At 41.0% G+C, this 20,475-nt stretch carries 18 protein-coding genes; 16 read left to right on the top strand and 2 right to left on the bottom strand.

The features are described 5' to 3' along the window. Positions 1 to 43 precede the first annotated feature (43 nt). The 3 genes from dltC to KI210_RS01805 are packed head-to-tail and all read left to right on the top strand — an operon-like array spanning position 44 to position 2,470. Positions 44 to 283 carry a D-alanine--poly(phosphoribitol) ligase subunit DltC gene (gene dltC, locus KI210_RS01815; protein WP_212780183.1) on the top strand — a complete coding sequence of 80 codons (240 nt, stop codon included), beginning with the start codon at positions 44 to 46 and terminating at the stop codon, positions 281 to 283. Then, positions 276 to 1,553, top strand: coding sequence for a D-alanyl-lipoteichoic acid biosynthesis protein DltD (dltD, locus tag KI210_RS01810; protein WP_212780182.1), 1,278 nt, complete (start codon positions 276 to 278; stop codon positions 1,551 to 1,553). Before dltC ends, dltD begins: the two co-directional genes overlap by 8 nt. Then, on the top strand, positions 1,553 to 2,470 hold the full coding sequence (locus tag KI210_RS01805; RefSeq protein WP_246487301.1) for a serine hydrolase domain-containing protein: 918 nt from the start codon (positions 1,553 to 1,555) through the stop codon (positions 2,468 to 2,470). The genes dltD and KI210_RS01805 overlap by 1 nt, the downstream gene beginning before the upstream one ends. 267 nt (positions 2,471 to 2,737) lie before the next feature. Here the strand turns inward: KI210_RS01805 and KI210_RS01800 are convergent, their stop codons facing one another. Beyond that, positions 2,738 to 2,971, bottom strand: coding sequence for a hypothetical protein (locus KI210_RS01800; RefSeq protein ID WP_212780181.1), 234 nt, complete (start codon positions 2,969 to 2,971; stop codon positions 2,738 to 2,740). A 115-nt stretch (positions 2,972 to 3,086) separates the two neighbouring features. Between KI210_RS01800 and KI210_RS01795 the strand changes: the two genes are divergently transcribed. The 8 genes from KI210_RS01795 to KI210_RS01760 all read left to right on the top strand — a co-directional run bounded on the left by KI210_RS01795 (position 3,087) and on the right by KI210_RS01760 (position 14,150). Further along, positions 3,087 to 4,322 (top strand): PTS sugar transporter subunit IIC, encoded by a 1,236-nt coding sequence (locus KI210_RS01795; RefSeq protein WP_212780180.1) that lies wholly within the window; start codon positions 3,087 to 3,089, stop codon positions 4,320 to 4,322. After that, positions 4,309 to 5,175, top strand: coding sequence for an alpha/beta hydrolase (locus KI210_RS01790; RefSeq protein WP_212780179.1), 867 nt, complete (start codon positions 4,309 to 4,311; stop codon positions 5,173 to 5,175). Before KI210_RS01795 ends, KI210_RS01790 begins: the two co-directional genes overlap by 14 nt. Before the next feature lie 253 nt (positions 5,176 to 5,428). Continuing rightward, on the top strand, positions 5,429 to 7,441 hold the full coding sequence (locus tag KI210_RS01785; protein ID WP_212780178.1) for an ATP-dependent Clp protease ATP-binding subunit: 2,013 nt from the start codon (positions 5,429 to 5,431) through the stop codon (positions 7,439 to 7,441). A 165-nt stretch (positions 7,442 to 7,606) separates the two neighbouring features. Then, positions 7,607 to 9,016 (top strand): APC family permease, encoded by a 1,410-nt coding sequence (locus KI210_RS01780; protein ID WP_212780177.1) that lies wholly within the window; start codon positions 7,607 to 7,609, stop codon positions 9,014 to 9,016. A gap of 101 nt (positions 9,017 to 9,117) precedes the next feature. Beyond that, positions 9,118 to 10,536, top strand: a complete 1,419-nt coding sequence (locus KI210_RS01775) for an APC family permease (protein WP_212780176.1) — start codon at positions 9,118 to 9,120, stop codon at positions 10,534 to 10,536. Continuing rightward, positions 10,526 to 11,905 carry an amino acid permease gene (locus KI210_RS01770; RefSeq protein ID WP_212780175.1) on the top strand — a complete coding sequence of 460 codons (1,380 nt, stop codon included), beginning with the start codon at positions 10,526 to 10,528 and terminating at the stop codon, positions 11,903 to 11,905. The genes KI210_RS01775 and KI210_RS01770 overlap by 11 nt, the downstream gene beginning before the upstream one ends. 89 nt (positions 11,906 to 11,994) lie before the next feature. Next, a complete protein-coding gene (locus KI210_RS01765) occupies positions 11,995 to 12,720 on the top strand; it encodes a gamma-glutamyl-gamma-aminobutyrate hydrolase family protein (RefSeq protein ID WP_212780174.1) in 726 nt (241 codons plus the stop codon). Between the two features lie 32 nt (positions 12,721 to 12,752). Next, positions 12,753 to 14,150 carry an APC family permease gene (locus KI210_RS01760; RefSeq protein ID WP_212780173.1) on the top strand — a complete coding sequence of 466 codons (1,398 nt, stop codon included), beginning with the start codon at positions 12,753 to 12,755 and terminating at the stop codon, positions 14,148 to 14,150. Between the two features lie 115 nt (positions 14,151 to 14,265). Here KI210_RS01760 and KI210_RS01755 read toward each other — a convergent pair whose 3' ends face one another. Continuing rightward, positions 14,266 to 16,152, bottom strand: a complete 1,887-nt coding sequence (locus KI210_RS01755) for a CocE/NonD family hydrolase (RefSeq protein ID WP_212780172.1) — start codon at positions 16,150 to 16,152, stop codon at positions 14,266 to 14,268. 224 nt (positions 16,153 to 16,376) lie between these two features. Between KI210_RS01755 and KI210_RS01750 the strand changes: the two genes are divergently transcribed. The 5 genes from KI210_RS01750 to KI210_RS01730 all read left to right on the top strand — a co-directional run bounded on the left by KI210_RS01750 (position 16,377) and on the right by KI210_RS01730 (position 20,431). Beyond that, entirely contained in the window at positions 16,377 to 16,877 is a 501-nt protein-coding gene (locus KI210_RS01750; protein WP_212780171.1) for a TetR-like C-terminal domain-containing protein, read from the top strand. Positions 16,878 to 17,062: 185 nt separating this feature from the next. Then, positions 17,063 to 17,428 carry a hypothetical protein gene (locus KI210_RS01745; RefSeq protein ID WP_212780170.1) on the top strand — a complete coding sequence of 122 codons (366 nt, stop codon included), beginning with the start codon at positions 17,063 to 17,065 and terminating at the stop codon, positions 17,426 to 17,428. Positions 17,429 to 18,357: 929 nt separating this feature from the next. Beyond that, the gene (locus tag KI210_RS01740; RefSeq protein WP_212780169.1) at positions 18,358 to 19,587 is read left to right on the top strand and encodes an FtsX-like permease family protein; all 1,230 of its coding nucleotides are present in this window, start codon (positions 18,358 to 18,360) and stop codon (positions 19,585 to 19,587) included. Continuing rightward, positions 19,584 to 20,261, top strand: coding sequence for an ABC transporter ATP-binding protein (locus KI210_RS01735; protein WP_212780168.1), 678 nt, complete (start codon positions 19,584 to 19,586; stop codon positions 20,259 to 20,261). The genes KI210_RS01740 and KI210_RS01735 overlap by 4 nt, the downstream gene beginning before the upstream one ends. After that, positions 20,258 to 20,431 carry a hypothetical protein gene (locus tag KI210_RS01730; RefSeq protein WP_212780167.1) on the top strand — a complete coding sequence of 58 codons (174 nt, stop codon included), beginning with the start codon at positions 20,258 to 20,260 and terminating at the stop codon, positions 20,429 to 20,431. Before KI210_RS01735 ends, KI210_RS01730 begins: the two co-directional genes overlap by 4 nt. The last annotated feature ends 44 nt before the right edge of the window (positions 20,432 to 20,475 follow it).

Genomic DNA, 20,475 nt, shown 5'->3' with positions numbered 1-20,475 from the left:
GTAAGATTTATTATTTTATATCAAAACAAAGAAGGATTGAATTATGGATATTAAAGCAACTGTATTAAGCATTTTGTCAGACTTAACTGGTGAAGATTTTGCTGATCGGATGGACGAAGATTTATACGCTAGCGGTTTATTGGACTCAATGGCTAGTGTTCAAATGTTATTGAGCATCCAAGAACAACTTGGCGTGCCAGTACCAGTTTCTGAATTTAACCGTGATGAATGGTCAACTCCTAACAAGATTGTGGCAAAGGTGGAAAGCTTAGAAAATGAGTAACAAGCGCAGACTGTGGCAAATCTTTGGCCCGGTTATTTGTGCGATCGTGTTGCTGATTGTAGTTTTTCAATTGCCTTGGGAACGCACCTTTTCAAAGGATGCAATTTTTCAGGCAGCTAATTCTCAAACCTTGACCGTGTTCAAAGGCGTAAAGATGAAGCAGGAAGCCTACGACGATGGCTATGTACCGTTTTACGGGTCAAGTGAATTGTCACGTTTGGATCCAATGCACCCCAGTGTTTTGGCAGAAGCATACCACCGGAATTATCGGCCATTTCTTTTAGGTGGTCCCGGTAGTCAATCATTGGTCCAGTTTATTGGGATGCAAGGAACCAGCGAGCAATTGAAGAATAAGAAAGCCGTTGTGATTATTTCTCCTCAATGGTTTACCAAGCAAGGACAGAATCCAGCAGCTTTTCAAATGTATTATTCCCCACTGGAAACCAGTATTTTTATCTTAAATGCTAAAAATACCGTGGCTGATCGCTATGCAGCCAAGCGCATCCTGATGATGCCTGGGATCAAGGGCGTTATTAAAGATGGCTTGCAAAAAGTGGCAGCGGGCAAGAAGTTATCTGACTATGACCGCTTTATGCTTAAACGCAAGCTGCAAGTATTAAAGAATGAAGATACCTTCTTCAGTTCTTTGCAAATGCGTGATCGGGTACAAAAGATTCGGCAGCGGGCAGCTAAGTTGCCAAAACGGTATTCAACGGCTGCTTTGACGAAGATTGCGACGGAAACTGGGGAGAAGCATACCACTTCTAACCAGTTTGGGATCGATAACCAATTTTTCCGTACGCGCTTTAACAAGCAGATCTTAAAGAAGTTAAAGGGCAGTCAAAAGCACTTTAATTACGTTAAATCACCTGAATATAGCGACTTTGAACTAATGTTGTCCCAATTTGCCAAACAAGGGACGAATGTGGAATTTATTATTCCGCCAGTAAACTCCAAGTGGGCAAAGTATACTGGCTTGTCAGAAAAGATGTACCAACAGTCTGTACGAAAGATTAAGTACCAACTGATGAGTCAAGGCTTTTACCAAATTGCTGATTTATCCAAGAAGGGGAATAAGCCTTACTTCATGGAAGATACGATTCACTTAGGTTGGAATGGTTGGATTGCGGTAGATAAGGCCGTTAGAAGCTTTATGGCCCAACCTGACGGCCACTACAACTATAAGCTGAAGAAGTATTACTTTACCAAGAAGTGGCAAAATCAAACCCAGGTTGGCTCAGTAAATAAGAAATTGGTAAAAAGCAATTAGTGCGCCAACAGTTGCGTGCATTTAAATTAGCTAATTCGGCAGTTGTGGTCAAAAATGGCCGAACTGTGATTAGCATGCACCGCCAAAATTCTGCTGACACTATGTATTTGATAAATTCAACGCAAAAGTCGATGACTGCGGCAATGATTTTAAAGGCAGCTAATGCCGGCAAACTAAGTTTGTCTGACAAGTTGTCAAAATACTACCCGCAGATTACTGGCAGCGATCAGGTAACTATCAAGAACCTGCTTAATATGACTTACGGGTTGGATTACCGTGTTGGCTATCGTGGCATTAAACATTACGTATCTGATGAGGCAACTTTGCAGCAGGCAGCAGAAAATACGGCTTTTGATGCAGCTAAGCTGGGAAAGTGGCATTATACTTCACTAAACTTTGTTTTGTTGAGCGGTATTTTGTCGCAGACTTTAGGTAAAAGCTATGAACAGCTATATCAAGAAGAATTTATTAAGCCATTGGGCTTAAAACATACGATTTTTGCTTGGGATAAGCAGCGTCAGCTGTATCCATGGGTACCAGGACATATCAATGGCAAAGTTTATCCATTCAACAAGACTTTGCTAGCTACGCATAATGACCTGGGTGCTGGGTCGCTTCTGATGTCTACACCGGATTTGGCTAAAGTTATGTACTATATTTTAGCTGGAAAATTATTGACTGCGAAGGATCATCAGTATATCCAAACCAGTAGTCTAAAGAATGGCTATAATTGTGGTTACTACCACCGGCGTGGAATCGCAGCCGCTAATGGGGCTGGTGATGGGTATTACACTTTCTTCAGATCAACCAATGACGGCCGCACCATGTTGCTTTTGCAAACAAATCAAACGAAGGGAAACTTCAAACAAATAAAACGCTTCATTAACAATTTGATGAAATCCGTAACAAAAATGTAAAACAACTTGTTTTGAAGTATTGTCTTTTAAAAATTTCGATGCTACAATCGAAATGTATCGCCATGAAAGTAATCATTTTCTCCGGTAGCGAAAATGTTATCTTCTAAATAATATGTGGTCAGATGGCGGTACAACACTGTGTGAGCCTAGTTCCGATGTTGGTGGAATTAGGCTTTTTTTATTTCTTATATATAGTGTAAGGGCATAAAAAATAAGCAGTGCCTATTGTTGATAAGCACTGCTTTAAAAAAGCTAAAATAGTTGTTTTTAATAATGATCGTCAATATCATTAGAAGCGAACCGATCTAACAAGGATGAATAATCCTTACTGTTTTCACAGTCGTTTAAGATACGTCTTGCCTCACGAGAATTGAACTTAGTAAGCAAGTATGTTTTTAACGCTTCGTTGGCAACTTGGTCCAACGACTGATCAGTTTTTTCGAGATATTTTTCAAGCAGCGTACTGACGCTTTCGTCTACTTTAATACGATATTTTGTCATAGGAATCCCCTCTTTAATATTAAATATATTATAGCATCTAAGTTGAAAGGAAATAAGAATGAAAATATGGGTGGAGGACTGGGTATATTGGCTTAAGATGCGATCTTTTTTCAGGGTGGCACAAAGAACATTTGTGGCCCTGATGCCAGTTTTCTTAATTGGTTCGATTGCACAGGCATTATATTCTGGCTTTATCAATTACGATAGTTGGTTTTATAACATTACTGAAGCGTATAATTTTGTACCATATTGGCTAAGCGATAATTTGATTTATTTGCTAAAGGCGATCAGATATGCGGCCTTTAATTTGGCTGGATTATTTATTGCTTATATGGCTGCAGAGTATACTGCTCGCTTATTTAAAAAGGACGCCCAGTTGGCAGGCATCACCAGTATCTTAACCCTGCTGATGATTAGCTTAAATGGCCGGCGACCAGGGCAGGTATTGGCATTGCCGTTTAGTGGTTTTCTGCTTAATGTTAATATGGCCTTGGTTTCTTTCGGCCTAGGCTACTGTATCGGTTTGCTGTTTCGCTGGTTGGGACCAGATTATCAACATCGCCGCTTTGAACATCTAGCCGACTTAGACAAACGAGTATGGGACTCTTTCAAACCGATGCTGGTAAGTTTGGCCTTGGGCATCATCCTAGCCTTAGGGCTTTATATCTTGAAAGTTAATTTATCGCAAGCGTGGTTTACTTCAATGCTCGGGACGCTTTTTGGCACCAATAATGTGCTAAAGGGGATTGGCTTAGCAATCGCCGTGACGTTTTTGGCCTTGGTGGGAGTAGGTTATCCTTTACAGGCACTTAATGGTGATAATAATTCGGCCGAAGCAGTGGCTAATATGAACTATGCCTTGGTTCATGGGTCCAGTTGGAATATTCCATATAAATACTTGGGAAGCGAAATTTATACCGCATATGCCAATGCCTTAGGATATGTGACTTTGGCATTGATTATTGCCGTATTATTGTTAGCCCAAAATATGAGAAGACGACGTTTAGCCGAGTTAACGTTATTTCCGACCATGTTTGATGCACCGTCAGGCTTCTTTTCTGGCTATCCGGTACTATTTAACCCGATAATAATTGTTGCCTATATTGAGGTGGTAGTGATCAATATGCTGCTGACTGCCGGTCTTTTATGGTTGCGGTGGATTCCACCGGTAGCCTTTGCGATTTTGGACGGGACGCCGGATCCCCTGGCTCCGTTTGTGGCAACTAATGGCAACCTTAATTCCTTAATTTATACCATAGTTTTGTTAATAATTGACGTACTGTGTTTCTTGCCTTGGGTAAGATTTGATATGAAGATTGAAAGACGGGTGCGCGATAATGAAGAAGCGTAGACATCTTTGGCTGCTGGTATTAGCGGTAATATTTCTGGCCGTAACTTCTGTGCCTACCTACGCTTGGATGAAGAGCTCCAATAAGGAAATGTCACAACGAAGACGGTCCAAAACGTCACCGGTAATTATGATCCCGGGCAGTTCCGCGACCGTTAATCGCTTTAATGGACTGGTTAACGAACTGAACAAAAACCGCCGAGTTAAACATAGCTTGCTAAAAGTTCAGGTTGATACTGACGGAAAACTAGAATATTCTGGCAGCATTAACCGGAATGATCGAGAACCTATTATTGTCATTGGTTTTGAGAATAATCACGATGGCTATAGCAACATTAAAAAGCAAGCCGCTTGGCTCGATGATGCATTTTATCAACTGACCAACGATTATCACTTCCATAAATTTAAGGCCTTTGGTCACTCAAATGGGGGCTTGGTTTGGACCTACTGGTTGGAGCACTACTATAGTGGCTACTCATCAGAAATTAAAATGAAACGGTTAATGACCTTGGGGTCGCCTTACAACTTCAAAGAAAGCTCCATCAAGATGAAAACCCAGATGTTCAGCGATTTTTTGAAATACAAGAAACGCCTGCCGTCAGATCTGGTTGTCTATAGTTTGTTGGGCGGTAAGACCTATACCAGTGATGGTTTGGTGCCAGAAGGCAGCGTGTTAGCAGCGAAGTACATTTTCCAAAATCAAGTAAAGAGCTATACGGCCATCAATATTACGGGAACCGATGCGCAACATTCATCCTTGCCGCAAAATAAGCAGGTTGTGCAACTGATTAAGCAATATCTGTTGGACAAACCAAACGATAATGCTAAATTGCATTTGAAGATCAAAGATAAATAATTTGTGAAAAAGCTTGGTTTCTGAGCTAAAAAGTCGCAAAAAAACAAACTTTGTGATCCGATAAAATCTTGTTATTACAAGAATTTATCGGATTTTTTTGTTAATTTCACAAAATAAGAAAAATCTGTGGAAAAATAATGCAAAAAGGCTTGCATCCTGTGGATAACCTGCTATACTAATAAGTGAATCGAGTTAGCACTCAAAGAGTTAGAGTGCTAATTGGATAAAAAAGAACGAAAGGGTGCATTTGATTATGGCATATTTTAACAACGATTTTGACGCATTATTTAACGATTTAAACGGCTCTTTCTTTTACGCAACCAGTGAACCAAACATGCAAAAATTCACTGAACCAATGACTAACGAGAATCCTAAACAAAATAAACATCAGAATGAAATCGGGGAAGATTTAGTAGCACAAGCTAAAGCTGGGAAGTTTGACCCCGTAATTGGACGCGACGATGAGATTAACCAAGTAATTGAAATCTTGAGCCGGCGTAAGAAGAACAATCCAGTCTTAACTGGTCCTGCCGGGGTTGGTAAGACCTCAATTGTTGAAGGCTTGGCCCAAAGAATTGCTGACGGCAAGGTGCCAGCAAAGCTGCAAAATGCTCATGTTATTGCTTTGAACATCAACGACATGGTTGCTGGTTCAAGCCTGCGTGGTAGTTTTGAAGAGAAGATCAAGAGAGTAATTGATCAGGCTAAGAAAGATCCCAACACAATTCTATTTATTGATGAATTGCACAACATTGTAGGAGCTGGCTCAACTGATTCTGAAAATAACTCCGGGGATGCTGCCAACATTTTGAAACCTGCTTTGGCTAGCGGCGATTTGAAATTGATTGGTGCAACCACTACTAGTGAGTATCGGCAAATTGAAAAAGATCCAGCCTTGGCTCGTCGTTTCCAACCAGTAGCTGTTGGTGAACCAAGCACTGAGACCACGATCGCAATTTTGCAAGGCTTGAAGCCAAAGTATGAAGAATTCCACCACGTAAAATACACTGATGAAGCAATTAAATTAGCTGTGGAATTATCTAAACGCTACATCCAAGACCGGCATTTGCCAGACAAGGCCATTGACTTGATTGATGAAGCAGGTGCTAAGGCTGGGATGAACAGCACGGTAGTTGACAAAAACACTTTGAAGCAACAAATCTCAGCCCTGGAAGCTAAAAAAGCTGAAGCAGTTAAGGCAGAAGATTACCAAACAGCTGCTGATCTAAAGAAGCGTTTAAGCGATTTGAACAAGCAGTTGACTAGTGATACTAAAGGTGAAGTGCCAACGGTTGATGGCAAAGCTATTTATGCTTTGATTGAAACTAAGACGCAAGTCCCAATGAGCGAATTGCATGCCGATAGCGGTCAAAAGACTGAAGACTTGGCGAAGAACCTGAAGCAAGTCGTAATTGACCAAGATCACGCAATTGATGTGATTACCGACGCTATTGCCAGAAAGCAAATCTTCAAAGATGACGGTCGTCCAACTGGGTCCTTCTTATTGGCTGGTCCAACTGGTGTAGGTAAGACTGAACTTGCTAAGCAGTTGGCTAAGAACTTGTTCGGTTCAAAGGGCCACATGATCCGCTTGGACATGTCTGAATACCAAGATGCGATGGCAGTTAACAAGCTGATCGGCTCTGCTCCTGGTTATGTAGGCTACGGTGAAGGCGGACAATTGACTGAAGAAGTCCGGCACCACCCATACAGCCTGATCTTGCTCGATGAAATTGAAAAGGCTAACCCGCAAGTCTTTAACGCCTTATTACAGATTATGGATGATGGTCGCTTAACCGACGCACAAGGTCACACCGTCTCCTTCAAGGATACGATCTTGATTATGACCTCAAATGCCGGCTTTTCAGACAAGCTGCTTAAAGATGGCAAGGTTGACCAAGCTGAATTAGTTAAGGCTTTGGAAAACTACTTCCGTCCAGAATTTTTGAACCGGTTGGATGCAATTGTGCCATTCAACTACTTGACTAAGGAAGATATGACTAAGATTGTAGATCTGTATCTGAACCGGATGCGGGAAGCTTTGGATAAAAAGCAAATTAAGCTTAACGTTGCCGATTCTGCTAAGGAATGGATTGCTGAACATGGATTCGATAAGGAATTTGGTGCTCGTCCATTAAGAAGAGTCGTTGAACAAAAACTCGAAACTCCAAGTGCAAAATTGATTTTGCATGAAAAAGATGTCAAAGAATTGAACTTTACTGCTAAAGATGGCGATTTGCAATTAAATGGAAAGAAGGTAGCTTAAGATGTGCTAAGTAAAAAGCAACTAAGTAAATACGTGGAACTAAACAACAATTAAGTCTAAAAATACGCAAGAACCAGATATTTCCCAGGAAATATCTGGCTCTTTTTTTCGAAAAAATCGCTAAATTTGGTTATAATTAAAACAATTAAGAAAGGAATGAGAAACGTGAAAAATATCTTTCGAAAAGTTCCCGTCAGTTCTTATTTAGATGCAGATTCACACTTAAAACGGACTTTGAATGCCAAGGATTTGGTAGCCTTAGGAATCGGTGCCGTAATTGGAACAGGCATCTTTATTTTGCCCGGCCATGAAGCAGCTAGTCATGCCGGTCCTGCTGTCAGTATTGCCTTCCTAATTGCTGCCTTATTATCAGGGGCTGTTGGCATGGCCTATGCGGAATTTTCTAGCGCCATGCCGGTTGCCGGTTCAGCTTACTCTTTCGGCTCCGTGATTTATGGTGAAGTTGTCGGCTGGATTTTGGGTTGGTGCCTAATCTTAGAATATCTTTTGGCTGTTGCTGCCGAAGCTACCGGTTTTGCTTCCTATTTTAACGATAACCTTTTGGCAAGCTTAGGGATTCACTTGCCCCGGGCCTTAGAAGCTGGTCCGTTTGAGGGCGGGGTTGTTAATTTGACGGCGGTTTTGATTATCTTGCTCATTGCCTTGATTTTATTAGGCGGGGCAACCATGTCTAAAAAAATCGAAAATTATGCAGTTCTGTTAAAAGTTGCAATTATTATTTTATTCATCATAGTGGGTGCTTTTTATATTAAAAAGAGCAACTACGTGCCATTTTATCCCAAAGAGTTTCGGACCAGTCCTTGGGGCTTAGGGGGAATTTCCACGGCGGCAGCCACGGTTTTCTTTGCCTTTCTGGGCTTTGACGCTTTAGCTTCTAATTCCGCTGAGACGATCAACCCCAAGAAAAATATGGCTCGTGGCATTATGGGAACTGTGCTGGCAGCCATGATTTTATATGTTTTATTCTCGCTAGTCTTAGTTGGGATGGTCAATTATCAAAAATTAGGCGTCGATGATCCAGCAGCCTATGCTTTAAAAGTTGTCGGGCTAAATTCATGGAATAAGCTAATCACTATCGGAGCCTTAATTGGTATTTTCACGGCGATGTTTACCATGCTGCTAGGCAGTTCGCGACTAATCTATGCCTTTGGTCGGGATCAATTGCTGCCAAAGTTTTTAGGCCAAATTAATCATAAGCATATGGTACCAGAGCATGCGTTAATCCTTTCGGCGATTGTGATTGCCATTTTAGCTGGGTTGGTTCCTTTAACTGATTTGACGCAACTAGTTAATGCCGGTACGTTATTAGCCTTTATCTTTATTTCCTTTGGGATTATTCCCTTACGCCGGCGTCAGGATATCAAAAATACCGGGTTTAAAATGCCAGGTTATCCTTTTTTGCCAATCTTAGCCGGGCTGGTTAGTTTGTATTTCCTTTGGATGCTGCCAAATTCTACTAAGGTGATGGTAGTCATTTGGATTATCTTAGGGTTGCTGATTTATTTTGGATATGGGATGAAACATTCAAAATTGCAAAAGAAAAGTGAAAAATAATTACTTGCATTAAGCAGTTACTTAAATTAATATTAAATAAACAAAAATTAAGCAGAACTGCTAAAGAATTTTACATTTGCGATTAAAGAAAGGATGCAAGTATGAAGAATATTTTTAAAAAGGTACCGATCAAAGACTACTTAAATGCAGATGCTCATTTTGCACGAACCTTGCACGCAAGAGATTTGATCGCCTTGGGAATCGGAGCAGTCATCGGTACCGGGATCTTCATTCTGCCGGGGCATGAAGCAGCAAATCATGCCGGCCCAGCAGTCAGTATTGCTTTCTTTCTAGCGGCAATTGTGTCTGGGGCGGTAGGGATGGCCTATGCGGAATTTTCTAGTGCCATGCCGGTTGCCGGGTCAGCTTATTCATTTGGCTCCGTGATTTATGGCGAAATAATCGGCTGGATTTTAGGCTGGGCCCTGCTCCTGGAATACATTCTTGCGGTAGCTGCTGAAGCGACTGGTTTTGCTTCATATTTTAACGATAATATTTTGTCAGCCTTTGGCATCAACTTGCCCAAAACTCTGCAGGCGGGGCCGCTGGAAGGTGGCGTCATCAACCTAACCGCAGTGATTATTACGATTATTGTTGCACTCATTCTCTATCACGGGGCTACTTTGTCCAAGCGAGTTGAGGATATGGCAGTAATGATCAAAGTAGCGATTATTATCTTATTTATTGCTGTTGGTATTTTTTACATTAAGAAGAGCAATTATGTGCCGTTTTATCCCAAAGAATTTCGGACTGGCTTTGCCGGTCTAGGTGGAATTTCAACCGCAGCAGCGACCGTCTTTTTTGCTTTCATCGGCTTTGATGCCTTAGCTTCCAACTCGGCTGAAACGATTAACCCTAAGAAAAATATGGCGCGGGGAATCTTAGGAACGGTGCTCGTCTCTTTGATTCTCTACGTAACATTTGCCTTAGTTCTGGTTGGTATGGTTAACTATAAAAAATTGGGTGTTGATGACCCAGCCGCTTTTGCATTGAAGGCTGCCGGTTTGAATGGGTGGAACAAACTGATCACAGTTGGTGCTTTGATCGGAATTTTTACAGCGATGATGACCATGCTTTTGGGCGGCTCGCGGTTAATGTATGCCCTTGGGCGTGATGGCTTACTGCCAGGCAACATGGGTCACATTGATAAAAAACATCGGATTCCAACGCGGGCACTAGTGATTGCCGCAATCGTCTGCGCCTTTTTAGCTGGCTTGGTACCACTGGTAGAATTGACCCAGTTAATTAATGCCGGTACCCTGTTAGCATTCATTTTTATCTCTTTTGGAATTATTCCGCTGCGTCATCGTCAAGATATTACCAACTCTGGTTTTAAGATGCCGTTATATCCAGTTTTGCCAATTCTGGCAGGACTATTCAGTATTTACTTTTTGCTAATGCTGCCACAAACGACCAAGACCATGGTGACGATTTGGATTATTATCGGTTTGGTAATTTACTTTACTTTTGGAATCCGGCACTCAAAATTGCAAAATAAGGGAGTAGCAGATGGCAAATAAAGAAAAATCGCCGGAATTAAAGCGAACAATGTCTTCAGGACAGATGGAAATGATCTCGCTTGGGGGAGCAATTGGGGTCGGACTCTTCATGGGTTCAGCTTCAACCATCAAGTGGACAGGTCCATCGGTTATTTTGGCCTACTTATTTGTAGGCCTTTTGCTCTATATTGTGATGCGGGCACTTGGCGAAATGCTGTATATCAATCCGCGAACCGGCTCATTTGCCGATTATGCTTCAGAATATGTGCACCCGATTTTTGGCTATTTAGCTGAGTGGGCGAATGTCTTCCAATTTATTGTAGTGGGCATTTCTGAAGTGGTGGCAACTACTGAGTATCTAGAATTTTGGTGGAAGGGCTCCAGTGACTGGATTGCTGGGATTGTAATCATCATTGCCTTGTATTTGGCCAATATCATTTCTGCTCGGGCTTATGCAACCTTAGAGTTTTGGTTCTCGATGGTAAAAGTGGTCACGATTATCTTCATGATAATTTTAGGGATCCTGGTAATTTTCTTCGGTTTGGGCAACCACGGGCAGGCTATCGGCCTATCTAATTTATGGAAAAATGGCGGTTTCTTTACCGGCGGGATAAAAGGCTTCTTTTTCTCAATGGCAATTGTAGTCGGTTCATACGAAGGGATTGAACTTATTGGTATTTCGGCTGGTGAAGTTGCCAACCCGCAAAAAGCCATTGTTAAGTCGGTAAAAAGCGTTATTTGGCGGATCTTGATTTTCTATGTTGGGGCAATTTTTGTCATCGTGACGATTTATCCTTGGAACAAAATCGGAACGATCGGCTCGCCTTTCGTTAATACTTTTGCCAAAGTCGGGATTACTGCAGCTGCTTCGATTATCAATGCGGTGGTATTGACTGCCGCCTTGTCCGGGGCTAACAGCGGGATCTATTCTTCTAGCCGCATGCTTTATAAACTAGCTAGGGATGGGGAAGCACCGAAGACTTTTGGCTATTTGTCTAAACGGATTGTGCCAAGCCATGCAATTACCGGGATTACTGCCGGTATTTTGATCGGCTTTGTGTTGAATTTGCTGGCCCAATGGTTTAGCAAATCTTTAAGCAACATGTTTGTGATCGTTTATAGTTCATCGGTTTTGCCAGGAATGGTCGCTTGGTTTGTCATCCTGCTGGCCGAATTGCGCTTTCGGCGGGATCATCCGCAGCAAATGGAGGACCACCCCTTTAAGCTGCCGCTATATCCATACTCTAACTATTTCGCTTTGATCATGCTGACGCTGATTGTCATTTTTATGTTTATCAATCCCGATACCGTAGTTTCGGTTTCCGTGGGAGCAGTTTACTTGGCGGTTTTGGCGCTTCATTATTGGCGCAAGCACCGTAAAAGCAATTAATAATTTTGAAAAAAATAATTCGAGAGAGTATTATAGGTAGGAACACTTTTTACTAACTTAAAGGAAGTAAGTACTAGAAAGGGGCACGCATGACTAAACCAATAATTGGAATTTCTGGCTCTGTCATTATTGATAATGGCGGGATTTTTCCAGGCTACCGTCGCAGCTATGTCAATGAAGATTATGTTGATTCGGTTGTTCAAAACGGCGGAGTACCTTTTATCATTCCGTTTACTGAAGATGACGAAGTCATTAGCGGGCAGATCGACCAAATTCAAGGTTTAATCTTGTCCGGTGGGCATGATGTTGATCCCCATCTATACGGTGAGGAACTGTTGCCGAAGATCGGGACCATCTGGCCAGCTCGTGATCAATTTGATATGAAGCTGCTAAAACTGGCAGAAGAAAAGGGTATCCCGGTACTGGGAGTCTGTCGGGGCGCACAGATAATTAATGTTGCGCATGGCGGCAGCTTGTATCAAGACATTTCTTACCGCAAAGAATTAACCTATAAGCACATGCAGGGGCACACGCCTGACTTGCCAACCCACCAGATGAGTGTGGCAGCTGATTCAAAATTGGCTAAGGTCTTAGGCAAGACGCGGTTTATGGTTAATTCCTTCCACCACCAGCTGATTAAAGATGTTGCACCTGACTTAAAGGCAGTAGCTAAGGCTGATGACGGCGTAGTTGAAGGGTTAGAAAACGAAGCTGGAAATGTTTTAGCAGTGCAATGGCATCCAGAAATGCTGCACCGCAATCAACAAGTTGCCTTCATGAATAACTTATTCAAATTTGTAGTAAATAACGATTAAGCAATAAGTAAATTCAGAGAAGGTAATTATCAATGAATAATACAGCAGAAAATGATAATGATAAGTTAGGCTTTGGCTCAATTGTGTTGTTCGGGGTCAATGCCATCATTGGGTCAGGGATTTTCCTGACGCCAGGCAGCGTGGTCCAGCAAGTTGGTTCCAAAGCCCTAGTGGTTTACCTGATTGCCGCTATTTTTGCCACGATTTTAGCGGTAACTTTTGCATCTGCTGCCAAGTATGTCAATAAATCCGGAGCAGCTTATGCCTACTCCAAAGCTGCATTTGGACCAAAAGTCGGCTTTTACATGGGGGTTTTGCGTTACTTCTCAGCCAGTGTGGCTTGGGGCGTAATGGCTGTCGGAGTTATTAAGTCCACCATTTCAATTTTTGGCGGGGATGCTAATAACGCCCTTACGACCACGATCGGCTTTTTGGTATTAATGGCACTATTGACCTTAGTAAATGTTTTTGGGCAAAAAGTCGTTAAGTACGTCATGAACATCGCAACTGTCGGTAAATTGGCAGCGTTAGTGCTAGTTATCGTGGCGGGGGCAACTATCTTAACAGTTACTCAGCCAGGGCACACTATCAGTAGTGTAGATAGCGTTAGAGTTGGTGGCAAGGCAGTTGTTCCAGCTTTGACTACTAGTACCTTCGTCATGGCGATTGTCTCAGCTTTTTATGCCTTCACCGGCTTTGAAGCAATAGCTTCTGGGGCTGAAGACATGAAGAATCCGGAAAAGAACCTGCCGCGGGCGATTCCGCTATCCATGCTGATCATTGCCGTAATTTACATTGGCGTTGTAGCCGTGGCAATGCTGTTAAATCCGAAGGCTCTGATGACTACTAAAGAAGTAGTTGCCGTGGCTGCTATCTTTAATAACCGCTTTTTGAAGAATTTGATTTTGGTTGGGGCGCTGGTTTCAATGTTTGGGATCAACGTTGCATCCAGCTTCAACGCACCACGGATCTTGGAAGCAATGGCTAATGAAGGTCAAATGTCTAAATGGTTGACCCAGCGGACTAAGAACAACTTCCCAGCCCGGACTTTTGTCATTTCGGTTTTGCTGGCAGTGTTAATCCCAATGGCCTTCCAGTACAACATGACCAACTTGATTACTTTGAGTGCCATGATTCGGTTCTTAGGCTTTATCGTGGTGCCGATCGCAGTTATGTTTTTCTACAAAGGCAAGAGTCAAGCAGAGTTATTGCCTGCTGAGAGGAACTTAGTAACTGACGTCATCTTCCCAATTCTTTCGATTGTGTTAACCGTATTTTTACTGATCAATTATGATTGGAAGAGTCAATTTGGGTTGATTTCCAACGGAAAAGTCGTTGGCGTTAACTGGTATGCAATTGCGATGATGGCTTTTGGCTTTGTGGTCCTGCCTTTGATTATGGCATGGCTAGCTAAGCGGGAAACCAGATAAGAGCTAATTAAATACATAGGAAAAAGCAGAATTCCACTGAGGAGTTCTGCTTTTTGTGTTGCTGGAGCTTATTGAAATAGATGTGTTTAGATTAGGAAAATAGGTTTAAGTTTAATTAGTCTTTTGGAGGAATGACTGGAACTAACAGGTAGCTGTCGTATTTGCCGCCGGCGTAGATTGCGTGACGGCCCTTGTTGACGTCCTTCGGCATCCGGTGTTCGATGTTGTATTCACCGTCGCTTGATACTTCTTCACTGTCCCCGCCGAGTTCAACCATCTTCGGGTGTTCGGTCTTTGGATCGTAAGTGTAGTTTTCATCCAAAGCTGGAACTTCCAATTTAGCTGAGCCGAACATTGAAGCAAATGGAGCATCCTTCATGGAGCCGATCTTGTGGGCTTCAACCTTCAATTCAAGCATATCGCCCTTGCCGAAGATCATTCCCATCGGCCAGATTGAAATGTCAATTGGCACAATTTCGCCCGGTTGCAATTTTTCTGACTTTTCAAGCGTTTGCTTCGGGTTCCATTCGGTGCTGTTTTCTTCATCCAATTCACGCATTGAAACGCGCATGTAGCCGTTAGCGACTGGTTCCATGCCTGAAACGCTAGGGTACTTAAAGCCTAATGGGTTAAGCTTGCTCATTGTGACATGCAGATCCATGTCGTCGGCATCGAGTGCTGATACCCACAAACGAAGTTTGATGTAGCCGGTAATTTCAGTCTTTTCTGGGAAGCGGTACTTGAAGGTAACTGAGCGCTTCTTTGGATCGTCTGAGTTGTAAGTTAAGACGTTTTCCTTGGCGACAGGTTCAAGTTGCAGCTTTCGGTTTTCATCGTTTAAGTACAAACGGGTGTACTTAGTCCGTGCCAATGGGAATTCGTTTTCTTCCCGGTTGATGATGTTCTTGCCACCTGGGTTCAAGACTGACAGGCGAACCTTTGGCGTATCTTGCCAACCGTTGTCAGTCTCACCCTTCAAGTAGTAGTCGAAGAACTTGCGCAGGTCGTCTTCGTTTTCCTTGGTGTAGTAGTCAGGCCATTCTTGGATGTCGTGAACTCTGAGCCACTTGTCCTTGGATGAAATCCGGCGCCAGCCTTCAAACGTACCGTAAGTGTGGATGAAGTTGGTGTAACTGGCCACGATGTAAGCCGGAGTGTCGATTTCTTCCAGAGGCACTATCTTGTCTTTCCAGTAGTCATCCATTAATGGGTGTTCCTGCATAGCAGCGATGTCGTCTTCAACACCGTCAGTGTCAGATGCAAAAGTATCAGTCAAGATTTCAACGAATTCAGCTGTTGGTACACCGCCGTGGGTACCAACTTCGTTCATGGCGTTGTTGAGGCCTTCCCAAGGAGCAATAGCCTTCAAGTGCTTTGGATGTTGGGCGGCAACGAACCATTGAGAAATAGCTAACCATGAGTTACCGCTCATTCCGACAGCTTGGTTGCTCCACTTTTGGTCGGCAATCCATTCAATGATTTCGGCACCTTCACGGCCATAGTCATTACCAAAGAAGTGGATAAAGCCTTCTGACTTGTTGGCACCCTGCAAGTCTGGGTTAACAATGGCGTAGCCGTATTGAACCCAGTAACCAGGGTCAGCACCTTCGAACTTGTGCAAACCCGTAGTTTGATTCTTTTTTACACCGGCCCGGAACTTCACATCGTCTAACCATTGGCCACCGATTTCCTTACCGTAAGGGCTCATGGTCATGATGGCTGGGTGTTCCTTGTCGTCGTTTGGCCGGAAGACGTCGGTGTAGATTGTATTGCCGTTTGATAACTTAATTGGAACATCACGTTCAAAGACAATGTCAACTGGCAGTGGAGCGTAGCCTGGCATACGGACCGTACCCTTCTTCAAGAGTTCAGTCCCTGGTTTAAATCCTGGATAACGAACCCGCTTAGCCGTAGTAGGCAGAACGTTTCTTAACGGAACACTGATTTCTTTACCGTTAGCGTCATGCAAGATGCCTCTTCTTTGAGTCTTTTCTTCAGTCATATTAGTAAATCCTTTCGTGTCATACTTATGGGTTATTTGTTTCACAACTTTATGGTACTAATGTATCATTGCTGACTATGTGGTACAATAGTTTCATAAAAAATAAGTACAATAAGAAACAAAAGGTGATACAAATGTACCATATCAAAGAAGACAAAAGAGCTAAAAGATCTGCAGAGGAACTTTATCAAGGCCTCTCGCGCTTACTAAAAAAGGGCTACAATATGGAAAATATCAGCATTAGCCAGCTGACTAATGAAGCCCAAGTCGGTCGGAGTACGTTTTATCGCAACTTTGACGAATTGATTGATATTCTGACCTGGAAGAGTGATGACAGCTTTTCTGACGTACTTAAGCGCTATATTGACTTGCCGCACAATCCTGAAAAAATGGAATATTTAGGCTTTGTCCGGTTTATTTTCAACTACTGGTATAACAATTCGGAAGTTTTTGAAATTCTAATTTCAATTAACCGGGTCGATATCATCTATAAATCCTTTAACCGGGCTTCACCAATGGTGGTTGAATATATGCAGGAAAAGGGCTACTACAATGATGAAATCAGTCCAGTTGAACGATCTTACTTCCTATCAATGCGGATTAGCATCTTGATCGGAACTTTGTCGGCTTGGATTAGTGGTGGCAAGAAAGAGGATCCGGATGAGATCGTGGCCATTTTAGGCAAGGAAATTTTGGACTATAAGAAGATGAAAGTATTATTTTAGCATTTCAGTAGAAAGATAGTTTTTGAAAAATGAGCAATTGTTGAAAGCGCTGTAAAAACGAGGAATAATAATAACTAGCAAAGGTATTTTGGCTTCGACAACATAATATGATGAATTATTTTTCTAAATCGTTTCATCCATCTTATGCCTATAAGATCACAAACTATTAGAGGGAGGATATCATAATGAAAATTTGTAAATATGTACTTAGGGGACTGTTGACGATTGCTATCCTATTTTTGCTGATAGTGATGGGTTTGAATTTATCAGATTATATCAATTCAGCAAAGGAAATGGGTTGGAATGACTTTGTTCCGACCATCATCGGCCATGTTATCGGGATCGTGATGCTATTGGTTGAACTGTATTTGACCTACAGCAGCCATACGCTGATCACGAAGACGTTTCTTGCTATGTTTTCAGCATTTATCTTATTGATTGCAGTGGGCTTTTTCAGCCAGATTGCCTTTGGTGGCGGTGTGTTAGTCCAGAATCTACTGGTTTTGATTTTCTTGCTGCTATTAGCGGAAGTGAACCAGCGGCTGGCTTGAGATGGCTCGTTGTCAAATTATCTTGATTATGAATATCTACTGAGAATCGGTTAGAGGTAAAACTCTATGCGATTCTTTTTTCTTTGATGATATTATCTTATAGGTGAATTTTTCTTGATTTCTCATAGGACTAGCGAAGCGTTGCAAACATTCAATTTGGATAAGCTTAGCTGTAAAAAAACTTAGCTTTCTTACCTTTGATAAGCTGAAAGAAGCAATTGCAAAAAATATTATTAGAGTCTTTTATGTTAAAAGTAAATTTAAAAAATCGTTGACAGATTAAATGTTAGCTTTATAATAAAAATAATTATTACTTTCTGGAGGATATTTATGAATATTTTTTTAAAAAATGGCTGTCATAGTTGTGATAACAATTAGTTTAATCCCAGCTTCAAATGTATTAGCAACAACATTTGAGCATCGGAACGCTCCTAAGACTAAATTTAGTTATAGTTTTAAGTAATAGCAAAAAAGTATGTCAAAAAGATTTATTTCCTGGAAGAACTTTATTGAGATAGAACTAATCGAACTTGTTAACCAATTTCTGTGGGGAATTTGTATTAGGCCTTACCGAGGATATGAGTCGTCGGCTTATTTAGATAGGTATTTTAATACTCTTCAAGAAAATCATTTTTTTGCAGTGTTTATATTATTATTCACTGATTTGATGTCACTTCTTTGGATATATCATTTTTTCATGCAAACCAAAAAAGAACGAAAAATAAGATTTTTTATTGGATCTACAAGCAAGCAGATTAGAATGCAGTCCCTGGGGCTCATAGTTTTAGCTGATGTGGTTGCCTTTTGTTTACTTGTACTTTTAGAAAAAAATACTCTATCAATAATTCAGCTTACAATACAAATAGTTCGTACTATAGTGATGCTTCTTTGGTATTGTTTGTTGGATGCTTATAGCATAAGGGGTAAGGATGTACTTTGAATTTATAAAAAATATCTTTGCTAAGCGCGTACTTTTAACGTTGCTGACCGCATTGACCCTAATCTCATATACCTTTATTTCATATACCTTAGTGCGTTCAAATTTATATGCATTTCAGGGAAGAACAGAATTGAGGTCTCTTGTGGCTAAGACTGCCTTCGTAGGTAATGATCAGACGCCGGAAAAGATGACGGATCAGAATATAAAAAATGCCAAGAAATCAGATGAAATAGCCAGGTCTTTTATAAAGTATTTAGATAGCAATTATAGTTATTCAATGCATATTGTTATGAATGCCAATTTGGGAACAGCTGAATATAGCATTCATACGGTGAATGAAGATTTTTTTAATTTTTACAACATAAAAATTGGTAAAGGGCACAATTTTACAAAGACAAGTTTTAAAAATAATGGCTACGCACCAATTCCAGTTTTAGTGGGTCCAAATTTACACAGATTTGCACATGTAGGCAAAACTTATAAGATTTATAACTCAGGTACAGGTAAAAATGAAAAAATAAAAGTAATAGGGATTTTAGCGAAAAACAATAAGATCGCCTCAATTTATGAACCTGATAGCTATACTTATTTCAATAATGCAATTATTAGGCCACTTAGAAGTTCTGATAAAAAGACCTTTAATGCAGTCGAATTATATTCTGGTCTGCAAGATCTATTAGTTTACAGAACGTCGTTAGCCAATGTTAAGAAAATACAAAAATACTTAGCTAAACGTTCTTTTGCTAATGTGAAGTTTTATTCTGCTAAAAATAATCTTGAAGAATTTTATACTAGTTATACAAAGAGAAGCACCTCTTTGCTGATTTTTAGTTTGATAATTTTCTTTATTTCTTCTTGGATGATATCTGTTAATTTATGGAAGAGTTTGGAAGAAGAGAGACAGAATATTGCGCTTAGAGTTTCTTTAGGTATGCGACCAACTCAAATTTATACTGCAGCTATTTTGTATCAATTTATCCTGACAATAGTCATCATGATTCCAGTCTCATTGTATTCTTTGGCGTATTCAAGAATGCTGACTAGTGGTGCGGTTCAGCAAGATTCCAGGTTGATGTTATCTTCACCGCTACCTGGAATTGAAGGAATTTCTTTATTGATCTGCTTTATTTTTATTTTCGTATTTCTGGTATTGATCTCCGTAATTTTAATTTATAGGTTTAATAAGGAACCTTTATTGTTGAGGATGTCCGAAAAATGAGTGTTGTAACGATTGAAAAACTTGGAAAAAAGTATAAGCGTACTATCCTTGAAGATGTTGCTTTTTCCTTAGAAGCCGGCACTATGACAGCGTTAATTGGTGCTTCAGGAGAAGGAAAAACGACTATTTTGAACATTATTGGGTTGCTTGATAGTGATTACACCGGTCAAGTGTTGCTATTTGATACTAATGTTGCTGATTTGAGTGAAAAAGAGCAGGCTCATTATCGAAATACCAAGCTAGGATTTATTTTACAGGAGCCGTTGTTGATTGATCGGATGACAGTTCGTGAGAATATTCTGCTACCGACTGTTTATTTATCGAAAAAAGAAAGGGAAAACGTAGATTTTCAAACACGATTGGTTAATTTAACCAAAAATCTTGGAATTTATGATCTGCTTGATGAAAAACCTAATACTCTATCTGGCGGTCAAAAACAACGTGTCGTTGCGGCCAGGGCGTTGATTAACGATCCAGAGTTGATTTTGGCAGATGAGCCAACGGGCGCGCTGGATCAGGATAATGCAAATATTATTTTACAGTTATTCAAAAAACTAATTGCAAACGGAAAAACTGTCTTAACGGTGACCCACGACTCCAATGTTGCTAAGCAACATGATAGAATTTTAAAGTTGGCGAACTCGCATGTTTTAGAAATTGGGGAGGAAAAATGAGTTTCTTTTTGATGATTTTTACTTTAATTATCGGGATTGGAATACTTGCTGCCGGAATTAAGTCTAATAAAAACTATCGAATTTTTTTGATTATTGTCGGAGTGATTTTTATTATGGCTGCAATATTCTTAGCTACTCCAGCAGGCGCAGACTTATTGCATAAATTTTAACCTAACTGGTAAGCAAAATACGCAATCGTTAAAAAGCAGAATTC

It is taken from the genome of Lactobacillus corticis (assembly GCF_018327645.1).
Lineage (GTDB): Bacteria > Bacillota > Bacilli > Lactobacillales > Lactobacillaceae > Lactobacillus > Lactobacillus corticis.
The sequence above is the reverse complement of the archived record's forward strand: the minus strand, read 5'-3'. Positions and strand labels throughout refer to the sequence as shown.